Source organism: Rhizobium sp. 01N447_2, assembly GCF_056399245.1.
Genome location: NZ_JBFTQY010000118.1, coordinates 1 through 17240, shown reverse-complemented (window position 1 = coordinate 17240; position 17240 = coordinate 1). Strand labels below are relative to the sequence as shown.

Sequence of the window (17240 nt, the reverse complement as noted above, 5' to 3'; positions counted from 1 at the left end):
CCCGCCCTCCGACCAATGTGAGCGGCTTCCCCGGAATGAGCGTTCGCAGCCAGAAGTCGGGTGGATTGACGTCCTTTGGAAGGAAACGGCTCTCACACGCATCGTCGCAGGATTCGAAGATCACTTTCCCGGACGCATCTCGAATCCGTGCGATATAGCCTGTCTTGGCATTCGAATAGCGCTGCTCTATTTCTTCCGGGAGCCGATAAGTGACGCCACCACTGGCATCGCCAACGCCGGAAGCAAGTCTCCCGGTCTCCTGCTCGACAAACAAGCGCGAGAGCTCGCCCACATTCCAATAATAGTCAGAGAAAATGACGGCGAGCTGCACGAGCATTGCAAGCATTGCGAAAAACGCAATTCGCCGCGTCAGAATTGTCGCCAGTGTAGGATTTGCCCGGATCAACCGCGGACCTCGCGCAACATGTAGCCGACGCCCCGTACGGTTTCGATGGCAGCTTCGATCGGATGCCCCTCCAGCTTTTTTCTCAGCCGAGAAACCGCGAGTTCGACGGTGTTGCTGCTGCGTTCATCGCCGAATTCAGAAAAGGCATGCTCTATTTTCTGTTTGGAAACGACGTGACCTCCATGCCGCATCAGCAATTCAAGCAACGCCTTTTCCGATGGCGCCAGAGCGATTTCCGAACCGTTGCAGGTGACCTGTCGGGATGCGACGTCAAAGTCGACCGCCGCGAATTCCAGGATGGGCATTGCGGTGACGGGTGCCCGGCGCATCAGGGCGCGAATCCTCGCGATGAGTTCGCCATTGTGGAATGGCTTGGCGAGATAGTCGTCCGCTCCGGCGTCCAGTCCGGCGATACGTTCATCAATGGCTCCGCGCGCGGTGAGGACGAGGACGGGTATCTGGCTCTTCGCAAGCCGGAGCGACTTCAAGACGTTGAGACCGTCCTCGTCCGGCAAGCCAAGATCGAGAAGGAGGAGGTCATAGCTGACTGTTTCGAGGGCCAGTCGGCCTTCTTCTGCGCTGGCAAAGGCGTCAATTCGCCATCCGGCGTCCCTTGCGGCCTCGCAAAGAAGTTCGCGAAGCCGTGCGCTATCTTCGATAAGAAGAATTCTCATGCCTTCTTCCGACCCGTCACCATCGACCAGACCAGGTTTTCTTTGTGTCTCCAGCTCTCCAAGATCGCTGCGCCGGCATGGACAAAGGCGAGAACCATGATGCCGTTTGCGATGGTACCATGCAATCGCTCGAGCCACTTCTCACCCCAGAACGCATCAAGCGTCGTCATCCAGCCGGTCAATGCGGTTGCTGCAAGAAGCGCCATCAAACACAGCATCATCAGCGATGCCAAAGGATTATGTCCGATATACCGTTGCTCTGCGCCACGGAGGATATCGACTATCTGGCGCATGATCCTGGTCGGCGTTGGAAAGAAGTCACTGAACCGCGCATGTTTTGTCCCGACAAAGCCCCATACGATTCTCAAGGCAATGGCTGCGGCGACGACATAACCTGTGACCCGGTGCCAATATTTTCCTTCCTCCAAAAAGAAAAGGTTGAGCGTCACGATGGTCCAGTGAAACAGCCTGACGATGGGGTCCCACACTTTTATGGTGTCGCGGGGAGCGCTGGAGGGCCGAGGGCCCTCCTTCCTTGACGAAATTGCCGTCATCGCTCAGTCGCCTTTCTGGACGATGTCACCGGAAACCGGATTAAAATAGACTTCAGCGCGATTGCCGGCCTTGTCCTTGCCGTAAATTTCGTAGCAGTTCCCGGTGATTTCGAATGTCCTGACCTTGTAGCCCATCTGGTCGATCTTCGCTTTCATGGCATCTTCGGACATCCACTTTGATTGCGGCTCTTTGGTGCAGCTGGGGCTAGCAAATGCCAGCGCCGGAGCTGCGGCTGCGATTGCGATGGCGACGATCAGTTTCTGCTTCATGATTTGGTCCTTTGCATTTGCCCCGTGAGGCGACGACCGAATGCTTAGGGCGACAAAGCTGTCAGTTTGCTGTCCGACTTTTTAAGAGCGAACAACCAGGGGCGTCATTGTCATGGATCAATGTCTCCTCGTCCGGTTGGCCGATGATATCTTAGATATGTGACCCGAGAGGCTTTCCCATGGTTCAGCTCACGAAAGCCGTCGACTGGCCCGTCCCTCCGCCGGGGCCATTTACCCCGGACCACGAGGCCGCAGGCATCGCTGTTGCTTTCGCAGCCGATGTGGCCGGCAACGCCGCGTATGCGGCAACAAGTGCCTCAGTCAAACAGACCGGTGCCGAGCATGTCGATGCCTGAGACCGTCGCTCTGCCCGAAGCTTCAGAAGCTGGGATTTCTGCGCTTATTCAACGCATTTGGCCGCTCTCGCTCGCGGCTATTGCAATCTCGGGCCTCATCGCCGGCGGTCTGCTGCGATGGTGGCATGCAGGTTTACTTTTCTGGTCCACCACCGCTCTGGTCAGCGCAACGGTCATTGTCATAGTCGCGCTTTCTGTTGATGTCGCCGTCAGTTTGAGGCGTGGCGACATCGGCCTGGATCTCATCGCCGCCCTGTCCATGAGCGCCGCGCTCTGGTTTGGCGAATATTTTGCCGGCGCCATCGTTGCCGTCATGTATGCAGGTGGGCAGTTCCTGGAAAGCTTTGCGCAAAGGCGCGCGGAGAGCGGTATGAGCGAACTTCTGTCGCGCGCGCCGCGTCGCGCCGTTCGTATCACCGCAACTGGCCTATCCGAGGTACCCATCGCTGCGCTTCTCCCGGGAGACAGGCTGCTCGTCCGCAAAGGCGACGTGGTCCCTGTCGATGGCAAGGTTATAGCCGGCCACGCGCTCTTGAACGAAGCAGCCCTCACCGGCGAATCGCTGCCGGTACGGCGGGGCAGCGGTGAGCTGATTATGAGCGGCTCTTCCAATCTCGGCGATGCTTTCGAAATGATCGCCTCCGGCTCAGCAAACGAAAGCACATATGCCGGAATTGTCCGGATGGTGAGCCAGGCGCGAAGCTCAAAAGCGCCAATATCGCGGTTGGCCGATCGCTTCTCTCTCGCCTTCCTGGCGATGACCCTGGTGATCGCCGGCCTAGCCGCGTGGTTATCAGGCGATCCTGCCCGAATTGTTGCGGTTCTCGTCGTCGCGACGCCTTGCCCGCTGATCCTCGCCGTCCCCGTCGCCCTTGTGGCAGGAATGTCGAATGCTGCCCGCGCGGGTGTCCTGGTCAAAGGAGCTCATGTCCTTGAAGTCCTTGCGACGATCTCGGTCGTGGTCTTCGACAAAACAGGCACGCTGACGACTGGAGAGCCTGCTGTCGTCAGCATTGAAACGGATCGGGATGCGGACGAGCTTTTGCGTCTTGCAGCATCCGTGGATCAAGCCTCTGCCCACGTGATTGGTCAAACGATTGTCGAAGAAGCGAAGCGACGTGGCCTCAAGCTTACCAAACCGGTCCAGCTCGCAGAAGTGCCCGGAGAAGGCATCGAGGGATATGTCGATGAGCGCAAGGTAGCCGTCGGCGGGTGGGGTTTCATTGCCGAAAAGGTCAAGTCCGCTACCCGCCCTGGCCCGAAGGACAAGAGCATAGTCACAGCCTATGTTGCAATCGATGGAACCCTTGCCGGTACGATTGTCATGGCGGATCCGGTTCGCAAGGATGCCGCCCTGGTGATCGCGGATCTCCGACGTCTGGGCGTCAAGCGGCTCAGCCTCGCGACTGGCGACAGGAGCGAAGTCGCCGGCGCTATTGGTCTTGCTCTTCGTCTTGATCAGATCAGCGCTCAGCTTACGCCGGCTAGGAAAGTCGAAACAGTGGCGGCCGAGAGAGCCTACGGGCGCGTCATGATGATCGGTGATGGCGTCAACGATGCGCCGGCACTTGCCGCCGCCGATGTCGGCGTCGCCGTTGGCCGGCGCAATCTTGCCGCCGCCGCCGAAGCGGCAGATGTCCTGTTGGTGCGCGATGACCTGGGGCAGATCGGAACTCTGCTGCAAATCGCGCGGCGGTCCCGTGCGATCGCTCTTCAGAGCGTCGGTTGCGGCATCGGTCTTTCGGTGATCGCGATGGTTTGTGCGGGCCTGGGATACCTCACACCTGTGCAGGGCGCGCTTCTCCAGGAAGTGATCGATGTTGCGGTCATCGGCAACACACTGCGTGCACTCTAATTAGTGGCAAAGGAGAGCGGGCATTTCAAGGCGCGTCAACAGTGACCGTGTGACCCCACCCAGGACGAATTCGCGCAGCCTCGAATGACCGAACGCGCCGGCGACGAGCAAATCTGCCTTGCGTTCCAGAGCCGCAGCTTGGATGACGCTGGCTGGCGAATCTCCGTTCGCTTGGACGGCCGTGACATCGACGGCAAGGCCGGCCTTCCGAAGTGCAGCCACAAGGTGATCTCGGCTGCGCTCGTCAATCTGCTTGTCGTCGGTGACGGAAATCAGGACAACACGCGAGGCCTGTTCCAGCAAGAGCCTGGCGCCTGTCAGTGCCCGCGCGACGGTGGCTCCTCCATCCCAGGCGACGGCAACAGCATCGATCCGGCCGCAAAAATTGTCCGAAGGAAAAAGCAGGAGCGGTCTACCGCTTTCAAACAGCACGCTCTCGATCAGCGGCCTCATCAATTCAGAGGCTTCCAAAATTGAAAGATCGTATGCGCGTGACAGCTCGGCAAGGGTCTGTGCAACAAACGGCTCGCTCGTGTCGAATGGCTGGATCTCGACCTCCACCTCGGCTTTCTTCGCATAATCACGAAGCGTCTGCCCGAGAACGGTTCCATTGTCGTTACTGAAGCGCTCGGCCTCCGCACGCTTTTTTTCTAGGTCAATGAAAGATGGAAATCGCGGCTGAACAGGCTCCATCCTGACCAGCGGTATGCTTGCCGTCAAATCGGCCTTTTGGTGATGGGAAACAGCGACAGCATTCTGAAGGAGCGAAAAGGAGCTTGCGTCTGGATAGGTGGCGAGGGGCAAATGAAATTGCGCTTTCATGGCGGATGTCCTCCCGATGATTGAAGCTAGCATCGCCTGCCCGTGCGACTTGCGCTTTGACGAAGATCAAGGTTGCTGAAACGCGAAAGCGCGATCCTGATATCTAATGTCCTCATGAAGGAGGGAGAGCTGCAAGGAGATTTACCGATGAGCTACATCCTGAAAGACCTGACGCAAGCAGAATGCTTCGCCGTTCTTGAACAGGCGCGGTTTGGCCACCTGGCCTGTTGCAAGGATAACCAACCCTACGTGGTTCCGATCTATTTCGCTTATGCAAAAGGTGCGATCTACAGTTTTTCAATGCCCGGCCGAAAAGTCGACTGGATGCGCATGAACGAAAACGTCTGTTTGCAAATTGACCAGCGTAGCGCCGGCAGGGGGTGGACCAGTGTCGTCGTCGATGGGCGGTTCGAGGAGTTTCCGGATACAGACCTTTGGCGCAGCGAAAGGTTGCACGCCTGGGCGTTATTGCAAAAACACTCCGACTGGTGGGAAATCGGCGCGCTCAAGCCGCAGGCCCAGCCAACGGACTCGGCGTCTGGGCACATTTTTTATGGCATATTTGTCCGAAGCGTTACCGGTCGAACGGCGCTTCCGGTTGATTGACCGAAACGCCGATGAAAGACGCCCGGGGGATTTACCCCGGGGTGTCTTGCTCAGTGGGCGAGGAACAGAGGAATGTTGATTTCACCCAGCATCGACTGCGTTACTCCGCCAAAAAGACGCTGCTGCAGTCGAGAATGATTATATGCGCCCATGACGATCATGTCGGCAGCGACATCGACGGCATGCTGCCGCAGCACCTCATCGACCCGACGACCGCCGCTTGCGATGCAATCCACATCAACCTTTACCCCGTGCCGTGCCAGAAAGTTGGCAACGTCAGCGCCTGGTTCYTCACCATTCGCGGATGATGATGCCTGTGGGTCGACGAGGGTAACATGCACTGATTCAGCAGCTCGCAGGAAATCGATCGACTGACGTGCCGCGCGCGAAGCCTCGTCGCTGGAGTCCCAAGCCAGCAGGATCGCCTTTGGGGCAAGCCCGACATTGGTCTTTTTGGGGTTGATCAGCATCGGTGTCGGCGACCGGAACAGGGCACCGTCTATAACTCTGCGCCGAAGTTCTTCGTCACGGGCGGCCTGCGGGCCGATCAAGACGAGATCGGCATAGAGTGCTCGCTCGGCGATATCTTCATCCGCCCAGGCGAACTCGGTGTAGATCTCCTGCACCTCGAAGGAGGTTCCACTCCTTGCAAGGATCGCTTTGATATCGGAAGTCTTACCGGCCAGGCGATCGATTTCGCGCTGTCGTTCTTCGATCCAGACGGTCGAGATGACCTCGTAGGAACCGATAGGGGGTGCCGCGCCCATCGAAATCAGCATTGCGGTGAGATGGGCGCCGTGAGTTTCGCAAAAGTCGATGGCACCCTTCAGGTCTTCATCGAAGTGATTGACGCCGAGGACACTCAAAACAGTTTTGATGGTTATGACCAGATCGCCTTTCTTGTTGGAGATAGGCAACCCTAACCTTTCTCGCTCTGCCATTCGTTGATCTGACGCAAAGCGGCCGATGTTCCCGTCGGCTAGGATGCATGAGGGACGATCGGTGATCCTGCGCCGCGTGAAAAGAGCGCTCAATGACGAATGATCGAAAGCCGAAGCAACAGGAGAACGACGATGTTGGTTACAGATCGTGACTGTCAGACTGGAGGAGCGCGATTTGCCGTGCCGACGCTCGGTGAAATCGAAGGAAAACTTCTGGTTTCCGAAGTGGTCGCCACCAGCTGCCTGCGACAGCTTTTCGCTCACGCGGATGGCGCCGTTATGCCTGCAATCAAACGCCGGATCAGACGGTCGCTCGAGACCCGCTGCCAAGCTGAAAAACTCTGCCACGATGATACGGAAGCAGCGGTGGAATATGCTTTTCAACCGGTGGAAGCTGCGGCCGAAGCGGCCGGCAGAAAGACGACAGTTTCATCAAAGCCTGGCGGCTGCGAGACGATTCGTCGGTTGAGGGCGATGCATGGTCCTTCCGGTCGCTAAAGCATGTCGCGCAAAAGTGTGCAGCGGTTTTGCGATAATGACATGCGTAAAAACAAAGACCTAAAGCGCGACGAGCGAATCTGAAAGATCGCGACGCGCTTTAGGCTTAGACGGGAGAATCTATCCCCGGCATGCCTATGTTTCCTGCCTTCGACTGTTCTCACGATGCGAGTTCGGAGCCGGCCGCTCCGAATTCGATCTTTGGACATCGTCGGCCAACGCTCAATGCGACAGCAGGATCGGCAGGCTGATATTGGTCAGCACGGCTTGGGTAGCACCRCCGAGCACGAATTCGCGCAGACGCGAATGGCCGAAACCGCCCATGACGAGAAGGTCTGCTCGCAACTCGAAGGCTTTGGCTTGCAGCACCTCCCCGACCGGCTCGCCCCCCGCACGTACGCGTGTCACCTCCGCCACGACGCCGCTCTTCAGCAGATTCTCGACGAGATAATCGCCCGTCTCGTATTTTATGGGCTTCTCATCGATGACCGAAAGCAGGCAGACCTTGGATGCTCGTTCCAGGAAAAACGAGGCGTCATGTGCCGCCCGTGCGGCAGCGCGGCTGCCATCCCAGGCGATGGCGACGTGATCGATCCGGCCACCGAAAGGCGCAGACGGATAGAGGATGAGCGGCCGACCGGACGCAAATAGCACCGCTTCGACGATCGGACGGGAGATCCCCGCCGATTCCAGCAGCACGAGATCGTAGGCGCGTGATGCTTCCGCGAGCGCCTCGACGACGAAAGGCTCCGTAATCTTTATCTCGCGCGTGCGTACATCCACGCAAGCAGCTTTTGCCGCATCGACCGCCATGCCGGTCAGCGCCGAGGCACGCTTGCGACTGAGAGCCCCAGCATCCCGCGCCATCTTCGCCGCATCGATGATCAGCGACGACAGTGCATTTGAAACGTCGGGAATGGTAATCTCCACCGCACAGACCGTAAGCGTCGCCTGCATGTGGTGCGCAAGTGCGACGGCGTTGGCAATCATGAATTCCGAAGTCGCATCCGGATAGGTGAGGAGCGGAAGAAAGAGGTGTTGCTTCATGCTAATCTCCAGACGGAAAGAGGCGAGACCTGATATTCGCCACAGTCTGGCACCGCCCTGGAATTATGAATTGACGTACGTCAAAGATGGCGCCCATTCTCAATGGCGACGGCGTTGATCGATGGGCTTGTTGGCCCAATCTCATCGGGCCGGCACTTGCCTTCCAGCCGGCGCAAAGCATGGGCCTTTCAAGCCAGGTCGCCGGCGTCGTTCACGGACGTGCTGTCGAGGCTACCGTTGCGGCGCTCCGGCTGCAGAGTTTTCACTCCGAAACCCGTCGAACGTTTTCCGGCTTGCTTTTGACATGCGTATTTTGCCGCCATGCAAGGAGATCATCTGCGCCAATTCGGATGCGCCCATCCGGTTCGACGTCGCCGCGATCATATTTCGCGGACGCAATCCGGCTGAACAGATCGATATTTTCCTGAAGCCGGTTCTCGTCGCAGCGTCGTGGTTCTGCGACCTCGAGGAGGGCTCCTCTGTCAATGACGACCATCTGATTTGCGCCGCCCGCATCCATCGCAAGCAAAGCTTCGTCGCCGGACGACTTCATCATTCCACTGATCAGCTTTAATGACATCACCTTTTCTCCGGACCGGTTGATCTCCCAGGAAAACCTGCCGCAGGAAAGCTCTTGGACTACCTCGGCAAGTTGCCTGAAACCTTACCTCCCGCCCGAAAAACATGCCTTGATACATATCAAAGGAAATGGCTTGCCGAATGAATGGCAAAAGTGCTGCAGGGTAGGGGGAGCACGGGCTCGCCAGAACGCCTCCGGATGGTCCGCCAGGACACCAGCGATGACGTCGCCGGTCTCGCGACGCTTCCGCAGTGTCTCGGAAAGGGCGCTCCCCGACCTGAACGCCGGCGGGCCGCTTGCGCAGCCTGCCGGGCGCCTCGCGCTCTTCACATCTCGACAATAACAGCCGTCACCCGCTTTACCACTGGCAGAACCAATAGCAGGACGGGAAAGGCGATCGCCCAGGAGACCGCCCATGCGGAGGGCCACATGGCGAGGGCAGGCGCGGTGAGGCCTTGTGCTCTCAGGATGCTGATCGCCGAGACGACTGAGGTCATCAGCAGCGAGAGGATGAGCGGCATGACGACCGCATTGTAACGTTTGGGGAGTTTGCCTTTGGGCATTTCGATCTCCGTAAGATGCCAATCAGAGCAATTGCGCAGCGCCGACCAGCGGGTTGCGCGTTGATTGACGTAAACGCTTACGGAGCTTCGATCTGAAGCAACGCCGTTTCTATGGCCCAAAATGCCTCGTTGTTCAAGTCCTGCCCCATCCCTTCCGATCGCCTTTGCCATTTCCTTCATGAGAGGTTTTATATTTCTAGCCAGAACTTCAACGATTCGGCTTCAGGACCCTTAGCCAATGAGCAGAGCAAGACGCCGTCGCATCATCCGCACCCGGCGAACCATGACCGGGCTCGCCCTTGTCGGTTCGATCTCTTTTCTTGCCGGCATGACCGATGCGACGGGCCTTCTGCTGACCGGCGATTTCGTCTCGTTCATGACGGGCAATACCACACGGGCCGCGCTCGCCTTGAGCGAGGGTAATCTTTATCACGCGGCTGTCCTGATCTCTGCCATCATCGTCTTCGTGCTTGGCAATGCGGCAGGCATCGTCATCTCCCATGTCTCGCAACGCCGCATTTTCGTGGTGCTTGGCTGCGTCGGCCTGGTTCTGGCGCTCGCCTCGATGATGACGGTACAGAATATGCTGCTCGTGCGGTTCTACATGATCGTTTTTTCCATGGGCATGGTGAACGTCGCCGTCGAGCACATCGAAGGCCTGCCGATCGGGCTGACCTATGTGACCGGCGCCCTGTCGCGCTTCGGCCGAGGCATCGGCCGCTGGATCATCGGTGATCGCCATGTCGAATGGACGATCCAGATCGTGCCCTGGGGCGGCATGGTGCTCGGCGCAATCGCCGGCGCCGTTCTGACGCGGCTGACCGGCGCGCATGCGCTGTGGCTGGTCTCGCTCTTTGCGATGATACTGGCGCTTGCCGCCATGTTCATCCCGCGGCCGCTGCAGCGGCGTTTCAACCAGAAGATCGCGCCGCATCACTCGGCCATTGCGCGCGCGAAATAGAACCGTCGCATTCTTGTCATCGTCGAATCGGATAGGAAGGATCGCCGCCAACCCTTGAGGAGTAGGTCTTGTTCCTGATTTCGAAGCTTGTCTGGATTTTCGCCCAGCCGCTGTCACTGGCATTCTTGCTCGTCTTCTTCGCCCTCATTGCCGGCCTTCTCAACTGGCGTATCCTGCATATCCTCAGCACATTCGGTGCGGCCCTCATCCTTTTCGTCACGCTCTACACCACGGCCGGTAACCTCCTGATGCAGGATCTGGAGGAGCGGTTCGCAAGACCCGCAGCCGATCCCGACAACCTGCAATGCATGATCGTGCTCGGCGGCGCCTTCGAAAACGAGGTGAACACGGCGCGCCACGGCATAGAATTCAACGGTGGAGCCGACCGCTTCGTCGAAGCCCTGCGGCTCGCGCAGAAATTTCCGCAGTCACGCATTCTGGTATCAGGCGGCGACGGCTCCATGTCAGGCATCTATGAAGGCGATGCGGCCGCATCCGAGCGTTTCTTCCCGCTCTTCGGCGTTGGCAGAGATCGCCTGATCGAAGAGAGGCAATCGCGCACGACCTTCGAAAACGCCGTCAACACCAAGGAATTCCTGGCAAGCCAGGGCCTTTCCAATTGCCTGCTGATCACCTCGGGTTTTCATATGCCGCGATCCGTCGGCATCTTCCGCAAGCTCGGCATCGATATCGTGCCCTGGCCGACCGACTATCGCACCGACGGCCAGGTGAGGCTTGGGTTTGATTTCACCCAGCCGAACCTCAATGCGCAGAACATGGCGACGGCGATCCGCGAATGGTACGGCCTGGTCGGCTATTATCTCGCCGGCCGCACCTCGGAGCTTTATCCGCAATAGAGCAATTCCAGGAAAAGTTTTTCCGTCCGGAATTGCGTAAGAACAAGAGGTTAGAGCGCCGCGCGTCCGATAGGACGCGCAAAGGACGTCTATCACTTTGAATCAGCGCATAATCCCGAAAATCTTTCGGGATTATGCGCTAAGATTTACTTCTTCGAGATGGTGACGAATTTCGTGCCGCGGACGCGTGCCGTCACGGTGCAGGGATCACCTTCGGTGCGGTCGCAGAAGCGCGGATGCATCTTCATCGCCAGCACCATGTTGCCGAAGCGCTGGACGAAATCGTAGCCATAGATCTGTGCCGTCGCGATCATGAAATAACCGCCTTCGGCAACCTGCAGGTAGAAATTATAGGTACAGCCGTCGTCATTGCATTGCGGCCCCTTCTGCCCGTCGCAGGTCAGCTGGCCCTCGTCGACCACGGCATCGATCAGGCCATCATTGTTGATGTCCTGCCGGATGATGAAGCCGTCGGCAAATTCGGCTGTCTTGCACTGCTCCTGGAAATGCTTCTTCTCGTAGATCTCAGGATCGGAGATCAGCGATTGTTGACCGAGGGCGGCAGCCGGCATGGCAAGCAGCAGGACGATATTCAGAACGGCGAGCACCAGCGTTTTCACGGCTTTCCTCTTTTGGATAAAGGCTCTGCAGCCTAATGCATGTCGCCCGAGAGTGTGCAGCGGTTTTGGGACAACGACATGCATCAAATAAAGACTTTGGCTTTATGACGCCGCCGCCTTGCGCCGCCCTTGCCGCCGTGGTTCTTTCCCGAGAACAGGATGATTTTAGGCCTAATTCGCCTAAAATCTGAATCCTGTTCTCAATTCTGCCGGTTCCGGGGTTCGCATGTCTTTGCTCGTCTATCTCGATTATGCCGGCATTGCGCTGTTTGCCGCGACAGGCGCGCTCGCCGCCTCGCGCAAGCAACTGGATCTGATCGGTTTTTTGTTTTTCGCCATGGTGACGGGAACGGGCGGCGGTACCGTGCGCGATATCGTGCTCGGGCGCGTGCCGGTCTTCTGGGTGCTGAACCCCGCCTATATCCTCGTCTGCTGCATCATGGGGGTCATCGTTTTCTTCACCGCCCACCTGCTGGAATCGCGCTATCGCCTGCTGATCTGGCTGGATGCGATCGGCCTCGCCGCCTATTGCGTGCTCGGCGCCGCCAAGGGCCTCGCCGCCACCGGCTCGCCGACCATCGCAATCGTCACCGGCACGCTGACGGCGACCTTCGGCGGCATATTACGCGATCTGATGGCAAACGAGCCTTCGGTTCTGTTGAGGCCGGAAATCTACGTGACGGCAGCTCTCATCGGCGCCGGCGTGTTCACGGCTGCCAATGAGCTCGGAATGCAGCTCTATCTGGCGTCTGCCTGCGGCGTCGTGGCGGCCTTTGCAGTGCGCGGTGGAGCCCTGTGGTTCGGCTGGACCTTCCCAACAGCTTGTCGTATCGTGTTGCGATGCGCCTCCAATCCTTCAGGCGGCAGAAGGTGCGTTCAATAATATTCCTGCGCTTGTAGGCAATGGGGTCGAAGGGCTGCATGCGCTTTCGAGTAGGATTGTTGGGAATGACCGGCTGCGTGCCGCGGGCGGTGAGGAAGTCGCGTAATGTGTCGCTGTCATAAGCGGTGTCTGCGGCACATAGGCGGCTCGCAGGCAAGRGCGTGAGCAGYGGAACGGCAACGGGTGCGTCGCCGCGCTGCCCGGGCGTTATTCGCAGCGCGATTGGACGGCCGCAACCATCGACAACAGCATGGATTTTTGTCGATCTGCCGCCTCGCGAGCGGCCGATTGCCTCGGCATCCGCCCCCCTTTTCCGCCAGCGGCTGATCGGTGGGCTTTGGCGGTGGTGCTGTCGATCATGGTTGTTGAAGGCCCGTAGCAAGCGGGACAATCCTGCCATCGGCAACCCGATCGCAGGACATGGATGATTCCACTAATCACTCGACGGTCGTCAGTGCGATGAGCACCRGGTTGGTTCGTGGGAAGTAGAGGCGCAATCACCGCCCAMTGCTGATCATCAAGCCAGAACTCTCCTGCCATCATCAAAACTCCCATTGTCATCACAATGAATCACAGCGATCCATTTTGATCAATGGCTTGATTGGGTTTGGAGCCTAGAGCCACAACCAGCATGGTTGTTTACTTTCGCCTCGTCCAAAGACAGACCCAGGCGTTGAAACCTTCTCCGGTGATGTGGCGAGCGCTCGTCTCGACCACGGAGAGAACAATGAACCGGCAAGGTAAGGGTAAAAGGCGGGTCGTGGCGCGAGGACAGTCGGTGCTCGATCTCTGCCGAACCACATCACTTTTCACAAAGCCGTCGGCTGCCGGAATATGGCTGATAGGTGCAATCGGACGGTCGAAAGGAGCGGTAACTGCGCGAGCAGGCGGTGATATTGCATGATTGCGGTGCGCCTTGATCATCAGTTGCGTCTTCTGTCGATCGCACTCCGTTCAGCGTCGGTTCGGTCGCCGCCGCGCGCATGAAATCCCGCCAGATATGCGCTGGCAGGGCGCCGCCCGTCACCCCCTTCATCGGCGCGTCATCATCATTGCCAACCCAAACGCCGACGACGAGCGCTTCCGTGAAACCGACGAACCAGGCATCGCGATTGTTCTGGCTCGTGCCGGTCTTACCGGCCGCGTACATGCCAGGATCTGCTCCACGTCCAGTGCCGCGCTCGACCACCAACTGCAGGAGGGCGAGGAGGTCGGACTGGTAGGGCGAAAGATCGACATTCGGCTTTGATTGTAAGCCAACTCGAAACGCCTTGGGCTGCCCTGCCGCTTGAAAGTCAATAATGCCCCAGGGCCTAACAGGTGCCCTGCCGAGCTGGACGGACGCATAGGCGCTGGTGAGGTTGAGCAGGTTTACTTCGGATGTGCCAAGCGCCAAAGACGGCGTGTTGGCCAGCGGTGCATCGATGCCGAGCTCGCGTGCTGCGGCAATCACATTGTCTAGACCTACCTCTTCGGCAAGCGCCACAGACGCGGCATTGAGCGATCGCGCGAACGCCTCGGCAAGCGTTACCCAACCGCGATAGTTGCCACCGGAATTTTCTGGCGCCCAGCCGTCGATGTCAATGGGCGCGTCCAGAACCCGGTCAGACAAGGTGAGCCCGGCCTTCAATGCCGCGTAATAGACGAATAGCTTGAAGGTGGAACCCGGCTGGCGCATCGCAGTGGCGGCGCGATTGAACTGGCTTGCCTTGTAGTCGTGGCCGCCAACCATTGCAACGACGGCGCCGTCGGTCGTCATCGCAACCAACGCGGCCTGCGATGCTCCGACCGTCTTTCCTTCACTGTCCAGGGCACTTTTCACGACCTTTTCGGCGATCTGCTGCAACTGCGGCACCAGGGTGGTGCGCACCGAAGTCGAACCTGGCGAGGAGCCGGCGATTTCACTCGCTTGCGGCGAAATCCAGTCGGCAAACCAGCTTCCGGAGCGCGGCGTGGGCGTCGTTGGTTGCAGCCTGGCAAAGCTCGTCTTGGCCTCCGCCGCTTGTGGCTCGGTGATCTTGCCATTGGCCGCCATCGCGTCGAGAACGACCATCGTGCGCTGCCGGGCGCCTTCGAAATTGTCGATGGGATTCCATTGGCTCGGTGCCCGCAGCAACCCAGCCAGCATAGCCGACTCCGGCAGGTCGAGGGCGCCGATGTCCTTATTGAAATAGATGCGCGCGGCGGCAGGCATGCCGGTAGCGCCCGCGCCAAGATAGACGCTATTGAGATAGCGCGTCAGGATTTCCCGCTTGCCGAGCTTCCACTCCAGCCAGACTGCAATGACAACCTCCTGAATCTTTCGTTTTATTGTTCGGTCGCTGTCGAGGTATTGCAGCTTGATGAGTTGCTGGGTGATCGTGCTGCCACCCTCCACCACCGAGCCAGCCTCCAGGTTCCGCAGAAGCGCCCTCCCGATGCCCTTGGGATCGATGCCGAAATGATCCATGAACCGGCGATCCTCAATTGAAAGGACCGCATCGATCAGATTGGGCGGAAACTGGTCGTATCGAGCATAGGGCCCTTGATAAGGTCCCTGTCTCACCAATGGCGCACCGTCAGCGGTTTCCAGCACGACGACCGGCTTTAACGTTCCATCGCGGATTTCGCTCCAGGGCACGTCTTTTAGCGCCCACACCAGCACGCTTCCTGCGAGGAGGCAGACAAGAAGGGCCAAACCCACAGCAAATTTCCACCAGCGCGCAATGAGCGATGCGCTCCGGCGACTTTCACGGGGCTTCGAACGCTGATCGCGAATACCCCGCCCTGCTCTGACCAAGGCAGTGGTCATCCATTTGTGGGGACCTGACGCGATTTCCAATCGCGTCGACCTCAGCTTCGTCTTGGAAAACAAAGCGGCCGTCTTGATCTTTGCCAAAGCAGAGCTCGCCTGCAAATCTTGGCGCAGCGCACGCAAAAACGTCCTGGCGGCCAGGCGAGTTTGGCCGAAGGGTCCGCGGGGCGGTTGCGGGTCGTCGACTTGGGTAATTCCTGGCGAATCCGAGGTGGCCACTTGCGCTGCCGAATCCACCGTCTGATTGCCGCTCGTGCTTGAGCTGCCAACGCTTTTGCCTGAGGATTCGTCAGAATTGGGCATCGGTTACCGCTAAAATACAAACGCAGCCTGACCTTTATAGCCGGGCGATACAGTGTGTTCTACCGCAAAAGGCGCCCATGGTTCCGAGAGTCTTGCGTCTGGCCATAAATGCCGAATTGATAGGGTTTTCCCGCTGCCCATATCAGCAGCGGTAGAGGCTTGTGAAACCTGTGATCTTCCGGCAGTCGAGCTGTCGACAGACTACAGTGAAAGGCTCCCGAGACGCCCTTCGACAGGCCTGCGCTTCCTTTTCCTTTCATCAAGGCACTCGTCCCAGCCGACCCGAAATCCGATAGGGTCCTCGAGCGGATGCAGATGGCGTGCAGATCGACTCGAACGATGCCGCCACCCAGCTCGGCGACGAAGGACGAGCGACTGCACCAGTGCACCGTCTGATGGCATCTGGAGTTCCGGCGGCGGCGCAAAGACGCCGCCGGAGAATGCGTGCTAGGCCTCGATGATGTAAACAATCGTGAGAGCATCGGGATCGACAATGACGATCCGGCCATCCGCAAGGATGAAGAAGCGGTAGCTTTCGTACTGCGGAACGATCTTCACAATGCGCGGCGGCAGCCGTTCAAGCCGAACCTTCTTCGGGATTTTCGTTCCGACGGAAACTGTGAAGTTCACTTCCTTCACAGGTTCGACATGGACTTCCTTCACCACCTGGCGAATTTCGGTCTGCTGCTCGACGGTGACATTGACGTTGGTCTTGGTATCCGAAGTCTGGTTGCTCGTCGTGGTGTTGTTGTTGACGTTGGTTTCGGACGAGCTTTTGTTGGTCGTCGAAGAGTTCTGGTCGGTCGACTGCTTCGACGCATCGCCGCTTTGCGTGGTGGCGCCTTTGCCGGTGCCCTCCGCAGGCTTAGTTTCGGTGCTGGTCTTCGTGCCTGTGGTGGCTGCGCCGCTGGTATCGGTGCTGCCGGACTTGGCGGCGGGTTTCTGCTCGGTCGTGGCGCCGCCGCCGGCGTCTTGCGATCCAGGTTTGGTTTCTGTCGAAGACTTGCCCGACGCGCTTCCGCTCGTCGAAGACTTATCGTTCGAAGGCTGCTCGGCGCTCTTTTTCATGTCCGAACCCTGGCCCGATTTCTGCTGCGATGACTGGCCCTTGCCTTGCGGGCAGGCTCCCGACGCGACGGGGGTGCAGTCGGTTCCGGTGGCCTTGGAGCCGGACTGCGAAGCGGCGTCCGTACCCGTCTGAGAACCGGACTGGGCCTGGCCGCTGCTCTTGGTGTCCTGCTGGGCTGCTGCTGGCAATGTGGCAAGTGGCGACACGCTGAGGGACAACGCTGCCATAAGCATGGTGAGATGGTTGCTTTTCATGATCAATCTCCGAGGTTTGGGCACACGATGCCGCCGCGCATTCTCATGCGTCGCATGCTTGCCCTGATTGTTGTGAGGGGCGGCTAAAGCCGTCCAAAGGTCACTGGATGACCTGGATGACCTTCCGGGAGGAAGGTTCGACGATCACACGCTGATCGTTGACGATCGCGTATGCATACTTCGGGTCATCGGGAATGGGCGTGACGACCACGGTCTCTGGCAGGGGCTGTCCGACGACGACCTTCTCCTTCACCACGATCCGTTCGGCCGGGGCCGGAGCCTGTTGAACATAGGTCACCACCTTCTGCGGCGGCGGATCAATGACAC

At 58.8% G+C, this 17240-nt stretch carries 18 protein-coding genes and 2 pseudogenes; 6 read left to right on the top strand and 14 right to left on the bottom strand.

Features of this window, described 5'->3' with window-relative positions:
- The 4 genes and pseudogenes from AC1ECN_RS36970 to AC1ECN_RS36955 form a co-directional block, all read right to left on the bottom strand.
- Nucleotides 1-406 (bottom strand): annotated as a pseudogene (locus AC1ECN_RS36970) (two-component sensor histidine kinase); the annotation flags it as partial.
- Nucleotides 403-1080: a response regulator gene (locus AC1ECN_RS36965; protein ID WP_130673350.1), complete on the bottom strand. Its 678-nt coding sequence runs from the start codon at nt 1078-1080 to the stop codon at nt 403-405. The gene AC1ECN_RS36965 and the pseudogene AC1ECN_RS36970, both read right to left, overlap by 4 nt.
- Complete coding sequence (locus tag AC1ECN_RS36960; protein ID WP_477955836.1) at nt 1077-1634, bottom strand: cytochrome b/b6 domain-containing protein; 558 nt, start codon at nt 1632-1634, stop codon at nt 1077-1079. Before AC1ECN_RS36960 ends, AC1ECN_RS36965 begins: the two co-directional genes overlap by 4 nt.
- A gap of 3 nt (nt 1635-1637) precedes the next feature.
- Nucleotides 1638-1904 carry a PepSY domain-containing protein gene (locus AC1ECN_RS36955; protein ID WP_024323155.1) on the bottom strand — a complete coding sequence of 89 codons (267 nt, stop codon included), beginning with the start codon at nt 1902-1904 and terminating at the stop codon, nt 1638-1640.
- Between the two features lie 179 nt (nt 1905-2083).
- On the opposite strand from AC1ECN_RS36955, the gene AC1ECN_RS36950 reads away from it, so the two are divergent.
- Both AC1ECN_RS36950 and AC1ECN_RS36945 read left to right on the top strand, forming a co-directional pair.
- Nucleotides 2084-2260 carry a hypothetical protein gene (locus AC1ECN_RS36950; RefSeq protein ID WP_165406141.1) on the top strand — a complete coding sequence of 59 codons (177 nt, stop codon included), beginning with the start codon at nt 2084-2086 and terminating at the stop codon, nt 2258-2260.
- Nucleotides 2247-4115 carry a heavy metal translocating P-type ATPase gene (locus AC1ECN_RS36945; protein ID WP_130673351.1) on the top strand — a complete coding sequence of 623 codons (1869 nt, stop codon included), beginning with the start codon at nt 2247-2249 and terminating at the stop codon, nt 4113-4115. The genes AC1ECN_RS36950 and AC1ECN_RS36945 overlap by 14 nt, the downstream gene beginning before the upstream one ends.
- Here the strand turns inward: AC1ECN_RS36945 and AC1ECN_RS36940 are convergent, their stop codons facing one another.
- On the bottom strand, nt 4116-4937 hold the full coding sequence (locus AC1ECN_RS36940; RefSeq protein WP_018070414.1) for a universal stress protein: 822 nt from the start codon (nt 4935-4937) through the stop codon (nt 4116-4118).
- Nucleotides 4938-5084: 147 nt separating this feature from the next.
- On the opposite strand from AC1ECN_RS36940, the gene AC1ECN_RS36935 reads away from it, so the two are divergent.
- A complete protein-coding gene (locus tag AC1ECN_RS36935) occupies nt 5085-5543 on the top strand; it encodes a pyridoxamine 5'-phosphate oxidase family protein (RefSeq protein ID WP_024323158.1) in 459 nt (152 codons plus the stop codon).
- 50 nt (nt 5544-5593) lie between these two features.
- Here AC1ECN_RS36935 and AC1ECN_RS36930 read toward each other — a convergent pair whose 3' ends face one another.
- The 4 genes from AC1ECN_RS36930 to AC1ECN_RS36915 form a co-directional block, all read right to left on the bottom strand.
- Nucleotides 5594-6460: a universal stress protein gene (locus AC1ECN_RS36930; protein ID WP_477955838.1), complete on the bottom strand. Its 867-nt coding sequence runs from the start codon at nt 6458-6460 to the stop codon at nt 5594-5596.
- Nucleotides 6461-7204: 744 nt separating this feature from the next.
- A complete protein-coding gene (locus AC1ECN_RS36925) occupies nt 7205-8029 on the bottom strand; it encodes a universal stress protein (protein WP_024323160.1) in 825 nt (274 codons plus the stop codon).
- Nucleotides 8030-8291: 262 nt separating this feature from the next.
- Nucleotides 8292-8549 carry a hypothetical protein gene (locus tag AC1ECN_RS36920; protein WP_165447399.1) on the bottom strand — a complete coding sequence of 86 codons (258 nt, stop codon included), beginning with the start codon at nt 8547-8549 and terminating at the stop codon, nt 8292-8294.
- 386 nt (nt 8550-8935) lie between these two features.
- A complete protein-coding gene (locus AC1ECN_RS36915; protein WP_024323162.1) occupies nt 8936-9172 on the bottom strand; it encodes a DUF2798 domain-containing protein in 237 nt (78 codons plus the stop codon).
- Between the two features lie 238 nt (nt 9173-9410).
- On the opposite strand from AC1ECN_RS36915, the gene AC1ECN_RS36910 reads away from it, so the two are divergent.
- Together AC1ECN_RS36910 and AC1ECN_RS36905 are read left to right on the top strand one after the other, a co-directional pair.
- Nucleotides 9411-10133, top strand: a complete 723-nt coding sequence (locus tag AC1ECN_RS36910; RefSeq protein WP_018070408.1) for a YoaK family protein — start codon at nt 9411-9413, stop codon at nt 10131-10133.
- 68 nt (nt 10134-10201) lie between these two features.
- Nucleotides 10202-10990 (top strand): YdcF family protein, encoded by a 789-nt coding sequence (locus AC1ECN_RS36905; protein WP_018070407.1) that lies wholly within the window; start codon nt 10202-10204, stop codon nt 10988-10990.
- 146 nt (nt 10991-11136) lie between these two features.
- On the opposite strand, the gene AC1ECN_RS36900 is transcribed toward AC1ECN_RS36905, so the two are convergent.
- The gene (locus AC1ECN_RS36900; protein ID WP_018070406.1) at nt 11137-11610 is read right to left on the bottom strand and encodes a hypothetical protein; all 474 of its coding nucleotides are present in this window, start codon (nt 11608-11610) and stop codon (nt 11137-11139) included.
- 226 nt (nt 11611-11836) lie between these two features.
- On the opposite strand from AC1ECN_RS36900, the gene AC1ECN_RS36895 reads away from it, so the two are divergent.
- Nucleotides 11837-12493 carry a trimeric intracellular cation channel family protein gene (locus tag AC1ECN_RS36895; protein WP_477955831.1) on the top strand — a complete coding sequence of 219 codons (657 nt, stop codon included), beginning with the start codon at nt 11837-11839 and terminating at the stop codon, nt 12491-12493.
- Here AC1ECN_RS36895 and AC1ECN_RS36890 read toward each other — a convergent pair.
- The 4 genes and pseudogenes from AC1ECN_RS36890 to AC1ECN_RS36875 form a co-directional block, all read right to left on the bottom strand.
- Nucleotides 12429-13033, bottom strand: a pseudogene (locus AC1ECN_RS36890) (IS5 family transposase); the annotation flags it as partial. The gene AC1ECN_RS36895 and the pseudogene AC1ECN_RS36890 overlap by 65 nt on opposite strands.
- Nucleotides 13034-13295: 262 nt before the next feature.
- Nucleotides 13296-15590 carry a PBP1A family penicillin-binding protein gene (locus tag AC1ECN_RS36885; RefSeq protein ID WP_130674080.1) on the bottom strand — a complete coding sequence of 765 codons (2295 nt, stop codon included), beginning with the start codon at nt 15588-15590 and terminating at the stop codon, nt 13296-13298.
- Between the two features lie 447 nt (nt 15591-16037).
- Nucleotides 16038-16913 carry a DUF1236 domain-containing protein gene (locus tag AC1ECN_RS36880; RefSeq protein WP_130674081.1) on the bottom strand — a complete coding sequence of 292 codons (876 nt, stop codon included), beginning with the start codon at nt 16911-16913 and terminating at the stop codon, nt 16038-16040.
- A 100-nt stretch (nt 16914-17013) separates the two neighbouring features.
- The coding region (locus AC1ECN_RS36875) for a DUF1236 domain-containing protein (protein ID WP_477955829.1) at nt 17014-17240 on the bottom strand (227 nt) is incomplete at its 5' end.